This window comes from Stenotrophomonas maltophilia R551-3 (assembly GCF_000020665.1).
Classification (GTDB): domain Bacteria; phylum Pseudomonadota; class Gammaproteobacteria; order Xanthomonadales; family Xanthomonadaceae; genus Stenotrophomonas; species Stenotrophomonas maltophilia_L.
In genome coordinates this window covers 362501-378079 of sequence record NC_011071.1, presented here as the reverse complement: position 1 = coordinate 378079, position 15579 = coordinate 362501, and the positions used below count along the sequence as shown (strand labels likewise).

General features: G+C 65.6%; 10 protein-coding genes and 3 rRNA genes (1 of these 13 running past the window's edge). 4 read left to right on the top strand and 9 right to left on the bottom strand.

Going from position 1 to position 15579, the window contains the following annotated elements; translation table 11 throughout:
* Together coxB and SMAL_RS01620 are read right to left on the bottom strand one after the other, a co-directional pair.
* The gene (coxB, locus tag SMAL_RS01625; RefSeq protein WP_012509833.1) at positions 1-963 is read right to left on the bottom strand and encodes a cytochrome c oxidase subunit II; all 963 of its coding nucleotides are present in this window, start codon (positions 961-963) and stop codon (positions 1-3) included.
* Between the two features lie 11 nt (positions 964-974).
* Complete coding sequence (locus SMAL_RS01620) at positions 975-1451, bottom strand: DUF2244 domain-containing protein (protein WP_012509832.1); 477 nt, start codon at positions 1449-1451, stop codon at positions 975-977.
* A gap of 274 nt (positions 1452-1725) precedes the next feature.
* On the opposite strand from SMAL_RS01620, the gene putA reads away from it, so the two are divergent.
* Positions 1726-4944 carry a bifunctional proline dehydrogenase/L-glutamate gamma-semialdehyde dehydrogenase PutA gene (gene putA / locus SMAL_RS01615; protein WP_041864463.1) on the top strand — a complete coding sequence of 1073 codons (3219 nt, stop codon included), beginning with the start codon at positions 1726-1728 and terminating at the stop codon, positions 4942-4944.
* A 118-nt stretch (positions 4945-5062) separates the two neighbouring features.
* Here putA and pnuC read toward each other — a convergent pair whose 3' ends face one another.
* Positions 5063-5635, bottom strand: a complete 573-nt coding sequence (gene pnuC, locus SMAL_RS01610; RefSeq protein WP_032968313.1) for a nicotinamide riboside transporter PnuC — start codon at positions 5633-5635, stop codon at positions 5063-5065.
* 112 nt (positions 5636-5747) lie between these two features.
* Positions 5748-7097 carry an outer membrane protein transport protein gene (locus SMAL_RS01605; RefSeq protein WP_004138282.1) on the bottom strand — a complete coding sequence of 450 codons (1350 nt, stop codon included), beginning with the start codon at positions 7095-7097 and terminating at the stop codon, positions 5748-5750.
* Positions 7098-7323: 226 nt separating this feature from the next.
* On the opposite strand from SMAL_RS01605, the gene SMAL_RS01600 reads away from it, so the two are divergent.
* On the top strand, positions 7324-8016 hold the full coding sequence (locus SMAL_RS01600) for a rhomboid family intramembrane serine protease (RefSeq protein ID WP_004138280.1): 693 nt from the start codon (positions 7324-7326) through the stop codon (positions 8014-8016).
* Between the two features lie 109 nt (positions 8017-8125).
* On the opposite strand, the gene SMAL_RS01595 is transcribed toward SMAL_RS01600, so the two are convergent.
* Together SMAL_RS01595 and SMAL_RS01590 are read right to left on the bottom strand one after the other, a co-directional pair.
* Positions 8126-9622 carry a S41 family peptidase gene (locus SMAL_RS01595; protein ID WP_012509830.1) on the bottom strand — a complete coding sequence of 499 codons (1497 nt, stop codon included), beginning with the start codon at positions 9620-9622 and terminating at the stop codon, positions 8126-8128.
* A 108-nt stretch (positions 9623-9730) separates the two neighbouring features.
* Positions 9731-11029, bottom strand: a complete 1299-nt coding sequence (locus SMAL_RS01590; RefSeq protein ID WP_012509829.1) for a murein hydrolase activator EnvC family protein — start codon at positions 11027-11029, stop codon at positions 9731-9733.
* Between the two features lie 95 nt (positions 11030-11124).
* Between SMAL_RS01590 and SMAL_RS01585 the strand changes: the two genes are divergently transcribed.
* Together SMAL_RS01585 and SMAL_RS01580 are read left to right on the top strand one after the other, a co-directional pair.
* Positions 11125-11787, top strand: a complete 663-nt coding sequence (locus SMAL_RS01585) for a DUF4097 family beta strand repeat-containing protein (RefSeq protein WP_012509828.1) — start codon at positions 11125-11127, stop codon at positions 11785-11787.
* Positions 11788-11873: 86 nt separating this feature from the next.
* Complete coding sequence (locus SMAL_RS01580; RefSeq protein ID WP_012509827.1) at positions 11874-13589, top strand: M28 family metallopeptidase; 1716 nt, start codon at positions 11874-11876, stop codon at positions 13587-13589.
* Positions 13590-13968: 379 nt separating this feature from the next.
* On the opposite strand, the gene rrf (SMAL_RS01575) is transcribed toward SMAL_RS01580, so the two are convergent.
* The 3 genes from rrf (SMAL_RS01575) to SMAL_RS01565 all read right to left on the bottom strand — a co-directional run.
* Positions 13969-14083 (bottom strand): 5S ribosomal RNA (gene rrf, locus SMAL_RS01575).
* A 132-nt stretch (positions 14084-14215) separates the two neighbouring features.
* Positions 14216-14330: ribosomal RNA gene (gene rrf, locus SMAL_RS01570) — 5S ribosomal RNA — on the bottom strand.
* A gap of 125 nt (positions 14331-14455) precedes the next feature.
* Positions 14456-15579 (bottom strand): 23S ribosomal RNA (locus SMAL_RS01565); it runs 1756 nt beyond the window's last position.

The following is a 15579-nucleotide window of genomic DNA, read 5'->3' as shown; positions in this document are numbered from 1 at the left end:
TCACGCGCCGCTGGCAGCGGTGGCAGGTGCGCTGCCCGCTTCTGCAGCAGCAGGCGCAGCCGGTGCCTCGCTCGCCGGTGCAGCCGGTGCAGCCGGTTCGGCAGGTGCCGCCGGCGTTGCCGGCCCAGCGGGCGGCGCCGGCTTGCGCTGCGCCAGCCACTGTTTGAACTCCTCCTTGGACACCGCCTCGACCACGATCGGCATGAAGCCATGGTCCTTGCCGCACAGCTCGGCGCACTGGCCGCGGTAGACGCCGGGCTGCTCGATGCTGGTCCAGGCTTCATTGATGAAACCGGGGATGGCGTCCTGCTTCCAGCCCAGTGCCGGTACCCACCAGGCGTGGATCACGTCGTCGGAGGTGATGACGAAGCGCACCTTGGTATCGACCGGCAGCACCAGCCGGTTGTCGACATCCAGCAGGTAATGCGGATGGCTCTCACGGGTCGGCACGACCCCGCTCTGCCGCACGCGGTCGGACTCGCGGTCCAGGCGGCTGGTGAAGGTGACGTTCTCACCGAGATACTCGTACTTCCACATCCACTGGTAGCCGGTGACCTTCACCGTCATCTCGGCATCGCGGGTGTCGTACATCTTGATCAGGTTGGCCGTGGCCGGCCACGCCATCACCACCAGGATGATCACCGGGATCACTGTCCAGATGATTTCGGCCTTGGTGTTGTGGCTGAAGGTGGCGGCCACCGCGCCCTTCGACTTGCGGAACTTGAACATGGCGTAGGCCATGGCGCCGAACACGATCACGCCGATCACCGTACAGACGATCAGCGAGAGATTGTTCGATTCCCAGGCCAGGCGTGAGGTCTGGGTCACCCCCTTGCCCATGTTCAGCTGCCACGGTTTTGGATCGGCCGCCTGGGCCAGTGCCGTCCCCGGCATCGACAGCAGAGCCGCCATCGTGGCGACCATTGCAACGCACTTCGTGCCCCACCCTCTGCTTTGCTTCATTGCCTAGACCCTTAGCGTCGTCGGTTGCCGCCATCGCTGGCGGCGAGCAAATCTTCAAGCGTTTCAACAAGCGTTTGACGTTCGGCCGGCGCGAGGAAACTCCCCACCTCCACCTGCCGGCCGCTGGATGCCAGCCGGACCTTCTCGTCGTCGGTGAGCAGGCGCACCCAGTGCGGGTGGGCCCGGAACACCGGCGATCCACCGGGTACGGGGATGACCTCCACGCACGCCGGTACTACCCGGATCTCCTCCTGCCGTTCACCGCTGCGCCACAACGCGCGCAACGCGGCTGCCAGCAGCAGGCTGTACAGCAGCGCGAACAGGGGGGCGAATGCATTGCCGGCCAACCACCCGAAGGCGGACACCAGCCACATCGCTCCCGACAACACAGCAAACAACAGGACGAACTGCCGGGCATCGAGCGCCCGTGGGGGACGCAGTCGCAGCTGCGTACCTGATCCATCTGGAGCTGTAAGCACCTCGATCATGTCGCAACCGCGTTCCTGCCGCGGGAAACGTCTCGATGGTAGCCCCGCCCTCTCGCCAGTAGCAAGGGTGCATTCACACTTTTTCCGATGCTGCAACACAGCATGACCCCGGCAACGCGAATGACGAATTCGGCACAAATTCTGCAGGACTTTCTGAACAGGCTGAACCCACTACCGTTAGGGGCTATCAGCCCTTCACGAAGGTGGCTGCGGGGCACTTCCCCAAGCCGCAAAAATGATTAAAATCGCCAAGTTTTCCATTGGCCGGACCGGCATGAACGCACCCTTCTCCTCCCCTGCCGCCAGCGACGCTTCGCGTCCCGGCGCGCTGCTGTCGCCGGAACTGCCGGCGTCCCCCAACCCGTTCCGCCAGGCCATCACCGATGGCTGGTTGAAGGACGAGGCCAGCCACGTGCGTGAACTGCTGGCACAGGCGCGCCTTCCCGCCGAGGAACAGGCCAAGGTGCAGGCGCTGGCCGCCGACCTGGTCGGCCGCGTGCGCGTGCGCGCCAAGGACCAGGGCGCAATCGAAGCCTTCATGCGCCAGTACGACCTGGGCAGCGAGGAGGGCGTGCTGCTGATGTGCGTGGCCGAAGCGCTGCTGCGCATTCCGGACCAGGACACCGCCGACAAGCTGATCCGCGACAAGCTGGCCGATGCCGACTGGGAAAAGCACCTGGGCGGCAGCGACTCGGTGCTGGTCAACGCCTCCACCTGGGGCCTGATGCTGACCGGCAAGCTGGTGCAGATGAACGACGCAACCCGCGCCGATGCGCCCAGCGCGTTCAAGCGCCTGGTCGGCCGCGTCGGTGAGCCGGTGGTGCGCCTGGCCGTGCGCCAGGCGATGAAGATCATGGGCCACCAGTTCGTCATGGGCCGCACCATCAGCGAAGCGCTGTCGCGCTCGCACAAGGGCGACAACGCCAGCTACCGCTACTCGTTCGACATGCTGGGCGAAGGCGCGCTGACCATGAAGGACGCGCTGCGCTACCTGGAAGACTACCGACGTGCGATCCACGCCATCGGTGGCGATCACAAGGCACGCGGTGGCCGCCCGGACGGCGACGTCAACAACGCCCCGGGCATCTCGATCAAGCTGTCGGCGCTGTACCCGCGCTACGAGCATGCCAAGCGCGAGCGCGTGCTGAAGGACCTGGTGCCGGGCGTGCTGGAACTGGCACAGCTGGCCAGGAGCTACGGCATCGGCTGCACCGTCGACGCCGAAGAGTCCGACCGCCTGGAACTGTCGCTGGACATCATCGAGCAGGTGTTCTCCGATGCGTCGCTGGCCGGCTGGGATGGCTTCGGTGTGGTCGTGCAGGCCTACCAGAAGCGTACGCCGTACACGATCGACCACCTGGCCGACATGGCGCGCCGCGCCGGTCGCCGGCTGCAGGTGCGCCTGGTCAAGGGCGCCTACTGGGACGCCGAGATCAAGCGCGCGCAGATCGAAGGCTATCCGGGCTACCCGGTGTTCACCCGCAAGCAGAACACCGATGTCTCCTACCTGGCCTGCGCCAAGCGCCTGTTCACCCATGCCGACGCGATCTACCCGATGTTCGCCACGCACAACGCACACACCATCGCGGCCGTGCGCAGCATCGCCAATGGCGGCGTGTACGAGCACCAGAAGCTGCACGGCATGGGCGACGACCTGTACGCCGAAGTGGTGCCGGCCGACCGCTTGAACCTGCCGTGCCGCGTGTACGCGCCGGTGGGTTCGCATGAAGACCTGCTGCCGTACCTGGTGCGCCGCCTGCTGGAAAACGGCGCCAACTCCAGCTTCGTCAACCGCATCACCGACGAGCGCGTACCGATCGCCGACCTGATCCGCGATCCGGTCGAGATGGTTGCTTCGTTCGAATCGATTCCGCATCCCAAGATCCCGCTGCCGGTTGACCTGCTGCGCAGCCAGAACCACGACAGGAAGAACTCCATGGGCGCCAACCTCGCCAACGACAACGAACTGCGCGCCCTGGCCGAGCAGCTCAACACCGCCGTCAAGCCGTGGTCGGCCGCGCCGCTGGTGCCGGGTGCCAACCCAGCCGGCGCCACGCAGCCGGTGACCAATCCGGCCGACACCCGCGAAGTGGTCGGCCAGTGGCAGGCCGCCGATGCCGCCACCGTGCAGAAGGCACTGGCCAATGCCGTGGCCGCGCAGCCGGCCTGGAACCGCACCCCGGCCGCCAGCCGCGCCGCCATCCTCGAGCACGCCGCCGACCAGCTGGAAGCGCGCATGCCGGAGTTCATGGCACTGTGCGTGAAGGAAGCCGGCAAGAGCCTGCCCGACGGCATCGCCGAAGTGCGCGAAGCGGTGGACTTCCTGCGTTACTACGCCAAGCAGGCACGCGAGCAGTTCAGCCACGCCGAGAAGCTGCCGAGCCCGACCGGCGAATCCAACGAGCTGCAGCTGCATGGCCGCGGCGTGTTCGTCTGCATCAGCCCGTGGAACTTCCCGCTGGCGATCTTCCTCGGCCAGGTGGCCGCTGCACTGGCCGCCGGCAACAGCGTCATCGCCAAGCCAGCCGAGCAGACCAATCTGATCGGCTACTACGCGGTGAAGCTGCTGCATGACGCCGGCGTGCCGGCCGACGTGGTGCAGTACCTGCCTGGCGACGGCGCGACCGTCGGTGCCGCGCTGACCGCCGACCCACGCGTGGCTGGCGTGGCCTTCACCGGCTCCACCGACACCGCCCGTGCGATCAACCGCGCGATGGCTGCACGTGACGCCGCCATCGGTGTGCTGATTGCCGAGACCGGTGGCCAGAATGCCTTCATCGCCGACTCCTCGGCGCTGCCGGAACAGCTGGTCAAGGATGCGATCGGCTCGGCCTTCACCTCGGCCGGCCAGCGCTGCTCGGCTGCGCGCGTGCTGTTCGTGCAGGACGACATCGCCGACAAGGTGATGACCATGCTGGCCGGTGCGATGAAGGAACTGAAGGTCGGCAATCCCGGCCTGCTGTCCACCGACGTCGGCCCGGTGATCGACGCCGACGCGCTGAAGATCCTGCAGGACCACGCCGAACGCATGGACCGCGAAGCGCGCCTGATTGCTGCCGCCGAGCTGTCTGTCGAAGCAGCCAACGGCACCTTCTTCGCACCGCGTGCGTACGAACTGAAGGACCTGGGCCAGCTGCAGAAGGAAGTGTTCGGTCCGGTCCTGCACGTGATCCGCTGGAAGGGCGACCAGCTCGACGCGGTGATCGACCAGATCAACGCCACCGGCTACGGCCTGACCCTGGGCGTGCATTCGCGCATTGACGAGACCGTCGACCGCATCAGCAACGGCGTCCACGTCGGCAACGTCTACGTCAACCGCAACCAGATCGGTGCGGTGGTCGGCGTGCAGCCGTTCGGCGGCCAGGGCCTGTCCGGCACCGGCCCGAAGGCCGGCGGCCCGCACTACCTGCTGCGCTTCGCCACTGAAAAGACGGTAACGGTGAACACCACCGCTGCCGGCGGCAACGCCTCGCTGCTGACCCTGGGCGACTGATCGCCCGGTTGATGCGGTGAACGAAAAACCCCGCGAAAGCGGGGTTTTTTGTGCCTTGTTTCCTGTAGCGCCGAGCCCATGCTCGGCTTGCACGGTGCAGCCGAGCATGGGCTCGGCTCTACCCCCGCATCAGGTGCCGCCAGTGGCGCAATGCCACCAGCGCGTTGATCCAGAAACCTACGTAGAGGATCGAGGTCAGGTGCAGGCCTCGGCTGTAGTACAGCGGCACTGCAACGGTATTCACCAGCAGCCACACCCACCACGATTCCAGCTTGCGCCGCATCATCAGGATCTGCGCGATCACACTCAGCACCAGCACCGCCGAATCGATGTACGGCGCATAGGCATTGGTCAGGCGGGTCAGCATCCAGCCGTAGCCGAACGTGGCCACCACCGCCAGCGGCGCCAGCCAGGCCCATGCACGCGGTCGCAATGAGGTGATCGGCAGCGGCGCACCGTGATCGCCGCGCAGCCACTGCCACCAGCCCAGCACGCTGATGGCAATGAAGAAGAACTGCAGCACCATGTCCGCGTACAGGTGCGAACGCTCGAACACAGCGGCGAACAATGCGCAGCCGACGATGCCCAGCCACCAGGTGTGCACGTTGTTGCGTCCGGCCAGCAGGATCGAGCCGGCGACGGCGATGTTGGCGGCCAGCTCCAGCTGGAAGTTCGGATCGGACAGGTTCATGGCGCTATTGTCGTGGATCCACGCCATGCGTGGATGCCCCAAACCGCCCCACAAAAAAGAAGGCCCCGCTTGCGCGGGGCCTTCCGTGTACTGCGTCAGGCCGAGGCCCGAATCAGAACTTGTACTGGAACGAAGCCGCCAGCACGTCGCCACGGACCTTGTACTTGCCCGACAGCGAATTGCCCTGGTTGGCAGTGGTCGCCGGCACGTTCACGTTCGGATCGCTGGTGAACAGGTGGGTGTAGCCAAAGTTGTACTCGGTGTTTGCCGACGGGGTCCAGCCCACGCCCAGCGACAGCCACTTGCGGCTGGTATCCGGCACGCGCACGTCGCGGTGTGCGTCGGTGGTCGGGGTCTGGTCCAGTGCAACACCACCGCGCAGGGTGACGGTGTCGCTCAGCTTGTAGTCGGCGCCCAGCGACACGAAGGTGGTGTCGCGGTAGCCGAACTCCAGAACCGAATCGGGCTGCGGCGAAGCGTAGTCAACGGTCACGCTGTCAAACGCGGTCGACCAGGCGGTGCGGGTCACGTCGCCCATCACGGTCCAGCGGTCGTTGACCTTGTGGGTCACGCTCAGGGTGGCCGAGGCCGGCATGGTCACCGTGGCCTTGCCGCTGGTGTCCATGAACCAGCCACGGGTACGCGGCGAGTTGGTCAGCAGCGAACGGGCGCGGTCGGCGCCGCTGAAGGTCGCATCACCACCGGTGATCTTGTGCTCGACCTTCGAACGGTAGCTCAGGCCGATATGGGTGTTCTCGTCGATCGAGAACAGACCACCGACGGTCCAGCCCACGGCATTGTTGTCACCCTCGATCTTCAGGGTGCCATCCGAGCTGCCCGGGGCGAAGCCCGGAGCGCCGGCGCCGGCCAGGATGCTGCCGTAGTCAACGGCGTTGCTCAGCTCGATGGTCAGGTGCTCGACGAACACCGACGCGCCGAACGACACGTACGGGTTGACGTCATACGACGCGGCGAAGCCGAGGTCGATGGCCTTCAGATCGGTCTTCAGGCCGCTGTAGCGACCGACCCAACCGTTGTCGTATTCGGTCTTGAAGCCGAACGGTGCGGTCAGCGACACACCGAAGTGGGCCTTCTCGCCGATCGGCATGTGGAAGTACGCAGCCGGGACCGGAGCGATCATGCCGGCGTCGCCGCCGTCACCACCGGTCTGCGGGCGGCCTGCCGCATTGCGGCCCTGGCCCTTGAACTCGGCCTTGAAGCTGATGGCGCTCAGGTCGCCCTGGACCATCGTGCCTTCCAGCTGGCGCATGCCGGCCGGGTTGACGGCGATGATGGAGGCGTCGCCCTCGGCGCTGCCGGAACCGGCGAACGCGCGGCCGAGGCCCTTGGCGCTGTTTTCCTTCAGCTGGAAGGCGGCAGCGTTGGCATCGGCGGCGGCCAGCGCACCGGCAACGCCGACGGCCAGCAGGGTCAGTCGGGCAATGGTGGAAGCGGTTTGCATCGTAGTTCTCTCTCCGGTAAGCGGTGATGGTGCTCTGAGTGCGCCTGCGCCCGGCAGGCCCTGGGGCCCTTCGGAGCGCGCCGGATTCCCCTCCCGACATACGACGCCGTATGCGAGTATTACCCAGAGCTGTTAATGAAACAATAACGGCGCAGGCGCTTTTTTCGTCTCAAAAGCTGAACAGGACAAATCCCGCCGCAGGCGCCCGCACGCTAGGCTATTGCCCATGTTCGTCTCCCTCCCGTCGCGCAAGAAGGCGGCCCTGCGCTGGGCCACGCCCGTGCTGTTTGCGGCACTGTGGCTGGCGTTCCTGTGGTCGATCTCGCGTCCGGACGACGCCCGGGGCAGCCTCTGGCTGGACTGGGGCGCCCTGTCCACCGGCCTGACCCACCCGCTGGACTGGTGGGCGACCCTGCAGGACGGCAGCGTGCTGCGGCTATTCACGGCCCTGTTCCTGCACGCAGACTGGTCACACCTGCTGGGCAACCTGGTGTTCCTGCTCATCTTCGGCCTGCCCGCCGAGCGGGTACTGGGGCCGTGGCGGTTGCTGCTGCTGTTCCTGGTCGGCGGTGCGGTCTCCAACCTGGTGGCGATCTACACCATGGGCAGCCCGGACCAGATCATCATCGGCGCCAGCGGCGCGGTGTCCGCACTGATCGGCGCCTATCTGGCCCTGTTCCCGGGCGCCCGGCTGGGCGTGGTGATCCCGCTCGGCCTGTTCCTGGAGTTCGTGCGCGCGCCGGCCTACCTGCTGATCGGCGTCTGGGCCGCACTGCAGGTGGTGTTCGCTCACATCGGCCCGAGCTTCGGCATGGTCGCCTGGTGGGCGCACATCGGCGGCTTCATGTTCGGCCTGGTGTACGGGGTCTACGTGCGCGCCGCGATCGCCCGCAAGCTGCGCAAGCGCCACGGTTTCTGACCCCTGGTAGTGCCGGCCGCTGGCCGGCTCCATGCACCCGCTCGTTCGTTCGTAGCGTCGAGCTCGCTCGACTGCAGGTTTCGTCGCCGGGCATGGCCCGGCGCTACCGTCAGGGCTTGGCAGGGGCCGGAGCGGGCTTTGCTTCCGGCTTTGCTTCCGGCTTTGCTTCCGGCTTTGCTTCCGGCTTGCTCTCCGCCTTCGGCTCGGCCTTCGCATCCGGCGTGGCCTCCGGCTTCGCGGCCGCCGCCTTCGCACCCTTGGCCGCAGCGGCCTTCGCTGCCTCGGCCTTCAGACGTGCAGCCACCGAACCCGGGTTCTTCAGCTCGGCCAGCGCGTCGTTGATCGGGCCATCGCCCGGCAGTACCGCACCGGCGTGGTAGCCCTCGGTGCCTTCGTCGTCACCGCGCAGATGGCCCGGCAGGGTCGCTTCGCTGTAGTCGCTCAGGCTGGCCGGTAGTGCATCCTCGACCGGCGTAGCGGCCGGCTTCAGTTCGACCTCCGGCACGATGCCGGTGGCCTGGATCGACTTGCCGCTGGGCGTGTAGTAACGCGCGGTAGTCAGCTTCACCGAATCGCCGTTGTCCAGCGGCAGCACGGTCTGCACCGAGCCCTTGCCGAAGGTGCGGCTGCCGACCACGCGGGCACGCTTGTTGTCGCGCAGCGCGCCGGCCAGCACTTCCGATGCGCTGGCCGATCCGGCGTCGACCAGCACCACCACCGGTGCGCCCTTCAACAGATCGCCCGGCGTTGCATCGAAACGTGCATCGCTGATGCTGATGCGGCCGCGGGTGCTGACGATGTTGCCCTTGTCGAGCAGGTCGTCGGCCACCTGCACGGCGGCGGTCAGCAGGCCACCCGGGTTGCTGCGCAGATCCAGCACCAGGCCCTTGAGCTGGCCGCCGGACTGCTTCTGCAGCTGCTGCACATGCTTCTGGAAATCAGAACCGGTGTCGGCCTGAAAGGTACTCAGGCGGATGTAGCCATAGCCCGGTTCCAGCAGGCGGCTGCGCACGCTGGTCACACGGATGGTCTGCCGGGTGAGGCTGACATCGAACGGCTTCGGCTTGCCCTCGCGCACGATGGTCAGCACCACCTTGCTGCCGGCGGCGCCCCGCAGCGGTTCGCTGGCGTCGATCTTGCTTATCGGCTTGCCGTCGATGGCGATGATCAGATCACCGGCAAGGATGCCGGCCTTCGCCGCCGGTGTGTCGTCGATCGGCGAGATCACCTTCATGCTGGCGTTGTCCGGCTGCTGCTGCAGCTCCACGCCGATGCCTTCATAGGCGCCGCTGGCCTGCTCGTCGAAGGCCTGCGCGTCTTCCTTGTTGAAATAGGTGCTGTGCGGATCAAGGTCGAGCAGCAGGCCGCGCACCGCCGACTGCATCAACTTCTTGTCATCGACCGGATCGACGTAGGCGGCGCGAACCGCGTTGTAGACCGCCACGAAACGGCGGATGTCTTCCAGCGGCACCTTCGAGGTCACCGCCTCCTCGCTGTTCGCCGCCTGCCCGCTGGTTTCCTGGCTCGGGGCGGGCGCGGTCTGCTGCGCCCAGGACAGCGCTGGCAACAGAGCCAGCAAGAGGGTGGCGGTACGGGCTGCGCGCATGGATCACTCCTGTCGACGATGGCATCGTGCCCAAGGCACATGCACCGATTATGCGCGAAGCACAGCTAAATTCCCGTTGAATCGGCCATGCCCGCAGTAGCGCTGGATTCAGCGCCGCTGCAGCCAGCTGTCCGGATTGACCGGCTGCCCGCCACGCCGCAGCTCGAAGTACAGCGCGGTCACGCCCTGGCCGCCGGAATTGCCGACCTTGGCCACCGCGTCGCCGCGGCTGACCCGGGCGCCGGCGTCCTTGAGCAGGGTGTCGTTGTGCGCGTAGAGGCTCATGTAGCCATTGCCGTGGTCGACGATCAGGATCATGCCGTAGCCGGTCATCCAATCGGAGAACACCACGGTGCCATCGGCCACGGCAGTAACGGTACTGCCGGCCGGGGCGCCGATCAGCACACCGCTGCTGGTGCGGCCGTCAGGCAACTTGCCGCCGTAGCGCGCCAGCAGATTGCCGGACAACGGCCAGCCCAGGCCTCCAACCTTCGGCGCAGGTGCCGAGGCCACGGCAGGCGGGACCTTGGTGGGCGGCGGCGGCCGGCCCTGCGCGGCGGCCTGGCGTGCGGCACGTTCGGCCGCGGCCTTTTCGGCGGCGGCTCGACGCGCGGCGGCTCGACGCTCGGCTTCGGCACGGGCGGCAGCCGCACGCAGGTTGGCCAGCAGCGTTTCCAGCGCCTTGGCATCCTGGCCCAGCGCCTGTTCCTTCTCGCGTTTGTCCTTGAAGCGCTCGTCCAGCGAAGCCACGGTCTGCGCGCGGTCACGTCGATCGGCCGCCAGGGTGGCGGCCTGCTGCTTCTGGTCGCGCTGGCTGCCCTGCAGCTTCTGCCGGCGCTCGGCGATCTGCGCCTGCAGCGCCTCCAGTTCCTTCAGGTCGGCAGTCAGCGTGGTGATGCGCTGCGCGCGTTCGCGCTGCAGGTAACGGTGGTAGGCCAGGGCGCGGTTGGCGTCGGCCACCGTATCCTGCGACAGCAGCAGTTTCAGCGGTGCGTGGTTGCCCAGCTGGTAGGCCGCGCGCAGCAACCCGGCCAGCTCGCGGTGCTGCTGGGCCAGGTTGGTCTGCAGGGTGCTGCGGCGCTGCTCGGCCTCGGCCAGCGCCTGGCTCTGTTCGCGCAAGGCGCTTTCAGTCTGCGCGAGGGCGCGGCCACTGCGCGCGACTTTCTCGTCGGCGTCGCGCAACTGCTGCGAGGCCTGGCCGCGCTGCCCCTCGATCTGCCGGCGCTCCTGCGCCACGCCCTTCAGTTCGGTGCGCAGCTTCTGCAGCTTGCGCTCGGTCTCGCGGGTGGTCTGCGCAGCACCGGGCAACGGCAGGGCCAGGGCCAACGCCAGCCCCAGCAGCAGGCAGCGCCCGCCGCGGATGGCGGCGATGTGATGTCGGCGTGATGGGAAGGCGTTGTTGCGCAAGGGCTTTCCAGTGACTTCAGGCAGTTGCAGGGGGTACCGGGGAATGGTGACATCTCCGCACGCGGCCTGCCAGCCGCACATCCATCGAGGTCCCCATGAAAACTCTTTCCATTCCGCTGCTGTTCGGCGTGCTGCTGGCCACCGGGCCGGTTGCGGCCCAGGAAGACATCAGCAAGGTCAACGGCAGCATCAGCGCCGACGCCGGCCAGCGCTACGGCAAACTGGATACCGTCAACGGCGGCATCCGTGTCGGCGAAGGTGTCGAGACCGGCAGTATCGACACCGTCAACGGCGGGGTGAAGGTCGCCGACCGCGCACGCACCGGCCAGATCGAGACGGTCAACGGCGGCGTGCGCCTGGGCCGCGAGGTGATCGCCCGTGGCGACGTCAGCACGGTCAACGGCAGCATCTTCAGCGATCGCGGCAGCCAGATCGAAGGCGGCGTCGAAACCGTGAACGGTGGCATCGGCCTGGTCGAAAGCCGCGTCGGCAAGGACGTGGAGACCGTCAACGGCGATATCACCGTCGGCATCGGTTCGCAGGTGAACGGTGGCGTGCATGTGCGCAAGCCGAACTTCAGCGTCTCGCTCACCGCCAGCCGCAAGCCGCGCGTGATCATTGGCCCGAACGCCGTGGTCAGCGGCCCACTGCAGTTCGAACGCGAGGTGGTGCTGTACGTGCATCGCACCGCTCGTATCGGGCCGGTCACCGGCGCCGAGCCGATCTCGTTCGACGCCGAAACCGCTCCGGCGGATTGAGCGCACCGGGCCGTTCGGTTCGGTGATACTCGCTGTTACCGGCCACGCACGAGGTGTGGCCGCCCTTTGTTTTCCAGGAATCGACGATGCCCCGCAAACTCCTCCTGTGCCTGGCCGCTGCGGCCGCGCTCAGTGCCTGCAAAGGCGAAGATACTCCGGCGCCCGCGCCGGCCACCGACACCGCCGCTGCGAAGCCGGCCGCCCATTCGTTCTCGCCGGAAATCAACGCCGGCGACTTCGCCGAAATGGTCAAGACCCTGGCCTCGGATGAATTCGAAGGCCGCGCCCCGGGCAGCAAGGGCGAAGAACTGACGGTCAACTACATCCGCGACCAGATGCAGCGCATCGGCCTGCAGCCCGGCAACGGCGACAGCTGGTTCCAGGACGTGCCGATGACCGAGACCACGGCCAACGAATCGACCGTGCTGAAGATCACCCAGGGCGGCAAGACCACCGAGCTGAAGTTCGGCACCGACATGGTGGTGGGCACCCGTACCGGCCAGGCCGAAGTGAAGGTCGATGCCAGCGACCTGGTGTTCGTCGGCTACGGCGTAGATGCGCCGGAGCAGAAGTGGAACGACTACGCCGGCCAGGACTGGAAGGGCAAGACGGTCGTCATGTTCGTCAATGACCCGGGCTTCCACGTCGATGACGCGAAGCTGTTCGACGGCAAGCGCATGACCTACTACGGCCGCTGGACCTACAAGTTCGAGGAGGCCGCTCGCAAGGGCGCCGCCGCCGCGCTGATCGTGCACGACTCCGCCGGCGCCTCCTATGGCTGGGACGTGGTGAAGAACTCCTGGGCGGGCCCGCAGTACGACCTGCCGGCCAAGGATGACCCGGAAGCCCGCATCCCGGTGCAGGGCTGGCTGAGTGCCGACGCCGCCAAGACACTGTTCGCCGGTGCCGGCCTGGACCTGGCGCAGGCGTACAAGGACGCCAGCAAGCGCGGCTTCAAGCCGGTGCCGCTGAAGGCCACCGCTGCGGTCGATCTGAAGAGCCAGATCGCGCAGAAGCAATCGCGCAACGTGGTGGGCGTACTGCCGGGCAGCAAGCGTGCCGACGAGGCCGTGCTGTACATGGCGCACTGGGATCACCTGGGCAAGCACGAGGGCGAGACCGGCGACAACATCTACAACGGTGCGGTCGACAACGCGACCGGTGTGGCCGGCATCCTCGAGGTGGCTGAAGCAATGGCCCACCAGGATCCGAAGCCGGAGCGTTCGGTGGTGTTCCTGGCCGTGACCCTGGAAGAATCCGGCCTGCTGGGTTCGAAGTACTACGTCGCGCATCCCACCTTCCCGCTGGACAAGATCGCCGGCGTGATCAACATCGATGCGATGTCGGTGGCTGGCCGTGCCAAGGACGTGACCGTCACCGGCTTCGGCAGCTCGGAGCTGGAAGACATCCTCAAGCCGCTGGCCGCGGCCCAGGACCGTACCCTGCACGGTGAGACCTCGGTGCAGAGCGGCTTCTACTTCCGTTCCGACCACTTCAACTTCGCCAAGGCCGGCGTGCCGGCTCTGTACGCCGATGGCGGCGAGGACCTGCGCGACGGTGGCGTGGACGCGGGCCGCAAGGCCGCAGCGGACTACGGCGCCAACCGCTACCACGGCCCGAAGGACGAGTTCGACGCGGCCACCTGGAAGCTGGACGGTACTGTCGAAGACCTGCAGCTGATGTACGGCGTCGGCAAGGAACTGGCCGGCGGCGATCGCTGGCCGAACTGGTATGCAGGCAACCCGTTCAAGGCGGCCCGCGATGCAATGATGAAGGACAAGGCCCCGGCTGCGGCGAAGTAGCGTCGAGCTTGCTCGACTGAGCATCGTTGAGGTCAAAGCGGCGCCCGCAAGGGCGCCGCTTTTTTGTGTGTGATCGCCCTGCAGTTGTAGATGCCAACCTTGGTTGGCGCCGTGGTTCCGTGCAGAGAGCATCCACGCATGGCTTGGTTCTACTTGTAGTGCCGGCCGCTGGCCGGCAAGCGATCGCTGTGTGGGCCTGCTGTTGGTAGCCGCCAACCTTGGTTGGCGCCATGCCTCCTCGCAGAGGGCATCCACGCGTGGCGCGGATGTACCGGGCGATGTAACGCCATCGGGTTGCCGGCCAGCGGCCGGCACTACCCGTATTTCCGGCACACAAAGAAAAACCCCGCTGCGTGAGCAGCGGGGTTTTGGGTGTAAACCCTGGCGATGACCTACTCTCGCATGGCTTAGGCCACACTACCATCGGCGCAGCTACGTTTCACTTCCGAGTTCGGGATGGGATCGGGTGGTTCCATAGCGCTAATTTCACCAGGGAGACGGTTGCAGCAGCGCTTGCAGCGCCAGCATTGCGATCTTGCCCTTGGGGCGGAAGCCACTCAAAAAGCAGTGCCTTCACTTAATAAGAAAAACCCCGCTGCGTGAGCAGCGGGGTTTTTGGGTATAAACCCTGGCGATGACCTACTCTCGCATGGCTTAGGCCACACTACCATCGGCGCAGCTACGTTTCACTTCCGAGTTCGGGATGGGATCGGGTGGTTCCATAGCGCTAATTTCACCAGGGAGGCTTTTGGAGAGTCGCACTCGTCCCGGAGGACAAGGCGCCAGCCTCGCATAGTTCTTGTGACGTAGCGTGCACTTGGATGCTCTTACGACGCTGTCGTAAAGCCAAGGCAACTTGAGGTTATATGGTCAAGCCACACGGATCATTAGTATCAGTTAGCTCAATACATTGCTGTACTTACACACCTGACCTATCAACCACATAGTCTATATGGTTCCTTCAGGGGGCTTGTGCCCCGGGAGATCTCATCTTGAGGCGCGCTTCCCGCTTAGATGCTTTCAGCGGTTATCGCTTCCGAACATAGCTACCCGGCAATGCCACTGGCGTGACAACCGGAACACCAGAGGTTCGTCCACTCCGGTCCTCTCGTACTAGGAGCAGCCCCTCTCAAATCTCCAACGCCCATGGCAGATAGGGACCGAACTGTCTCACGACGTTCTGAACCCAGCTCGCGTACCACTTTAAATGGCGAACAGCCATACCCTTGGGACCGACTACAGCCCCAGGATGTGATGAGCCGACATCGAGGTGCCAAACACCGCCGTCGATATGAACTCTTGGGCGGTATCAGCCTGTTATCCCCGGAGTACCTTTTATCCGTTGAGCGATGGCCCTTCCATACAGAACCACCGGATCACTAAGTCCTAGTTTCCTACCTGCTTGATCCGTCGATCTTGCAGTCAAGCACGCTTATGCCTTTGCACACAGTGCGCGATGTCCGACCGCGCTGAGCGTACCTTCGAGCTCCTCCGTTACTCTTTAGGAGGAGACCGCCCCAGTCAAACTACCCACCATACACGGTCCCCGACCCAGATAATGGGCCCAGGTTAGAACGTCAAGCACGACAGGGTGGTATTTCAAGGATGGCTCCACTGCAGCTAGCGCCACAGTTTCATAGCCTCCCACCTATCCTACACAGACGAACTCAACGTTCAGTGTAAAGCTATAGTAAAGGTTCACGGGGTCTTTCCGTCTTGCCACGGGAACGCTGCATCTTCACAGCGATTTCAATTTCACTGAGTCTCGGGTGGAGACAGCGCCGCTGTCGTTACGCCATTCGTGCAGGTCGGAACTTACCCGACAAGGAATTTCGCTACCTTAGGACCGTTATAGTTACGGCCGCCGTTTACTGGGGCTTCGATCAAGAGCTTCGCCTTGCGGCTGACCCCATCAATTAACCTTCCAGCACCGGGCAGGCGTCACACCCTATACGTCCACTTTCGTGTTTGCAGAGTGCTGTGTTTTTGA

What these genes read in the sequence shown, in the direction of transcription:
- coxB (WP_012509833.1), bottom strand. Translation starts at nt 963, where the DNA reads ATGAAGCAAAGCAGAGGGTGGGGCACGAAGTGCGTTGCAATGGTCGCC.
- SMAL_RS01620 (WP_012509832.1), bottom strand. Translation starts at nt 1,451, where the DNA reads ATGATCGAGGTGCTTACAGCTCCAGATGGATCAGGTACGCAGCTGCGA.
- putA (WP_041864463.1), top strand. Translation starts at nt 1,726, where the DNA reads ATGAACGCACCCTTCTCCTCCCCTGCCGCCAGCGACGCTTCGCGTCCC.
- pnuC (WP_032968313.1), bottom strand. Translation starts at nt 5,635, where the DNA reads ATGAACCTGTCCGATCCGAACTTCCAGCTGGAGCTGGCCGCCAACATC.
- SMAL_RS01605 (WP_004138282.1), bottom strand. Translation starts at nt 7,097, where the DNA reads ATGCAAACCGCTTCCACCATTGCCCGACTGACCCTGCTGGCCGTCGGC.
- SMAL_RS01600 (WP_004138280.1), top strand. Translation starts at nt 7,324, where the DNA reads ATGTTCGTCTCCCTCCCGTCGCGCAAGAAGGCGGCCCTGCGCTGGGCC.
- SMAL_RS01595 (WP_012509830.1), bottom strand. Translation starts at nt 9,622, where the DNA reads ATGCGCGCAGCCCGTACCGCCACCCTCTTGCTGGCTCTGTTGCCAGCG.
- SMAL_RS01585 (WP_012509828.1), top strand. Translation starts at nt 11,125, where the DNA reads ATGAAAACTCTTTCCATTCCGCTGCTGTTCGGCGTGCTGCTGGCCACC.
- SMAL_RS01580 (WP_012509827.1), top strand. Translation starts at nt 11,874, where the DNA reads ATGCCCCGCAAACTCCTCCTGTGCCTGGCCGCTGCGGCCGCGCTCAGT.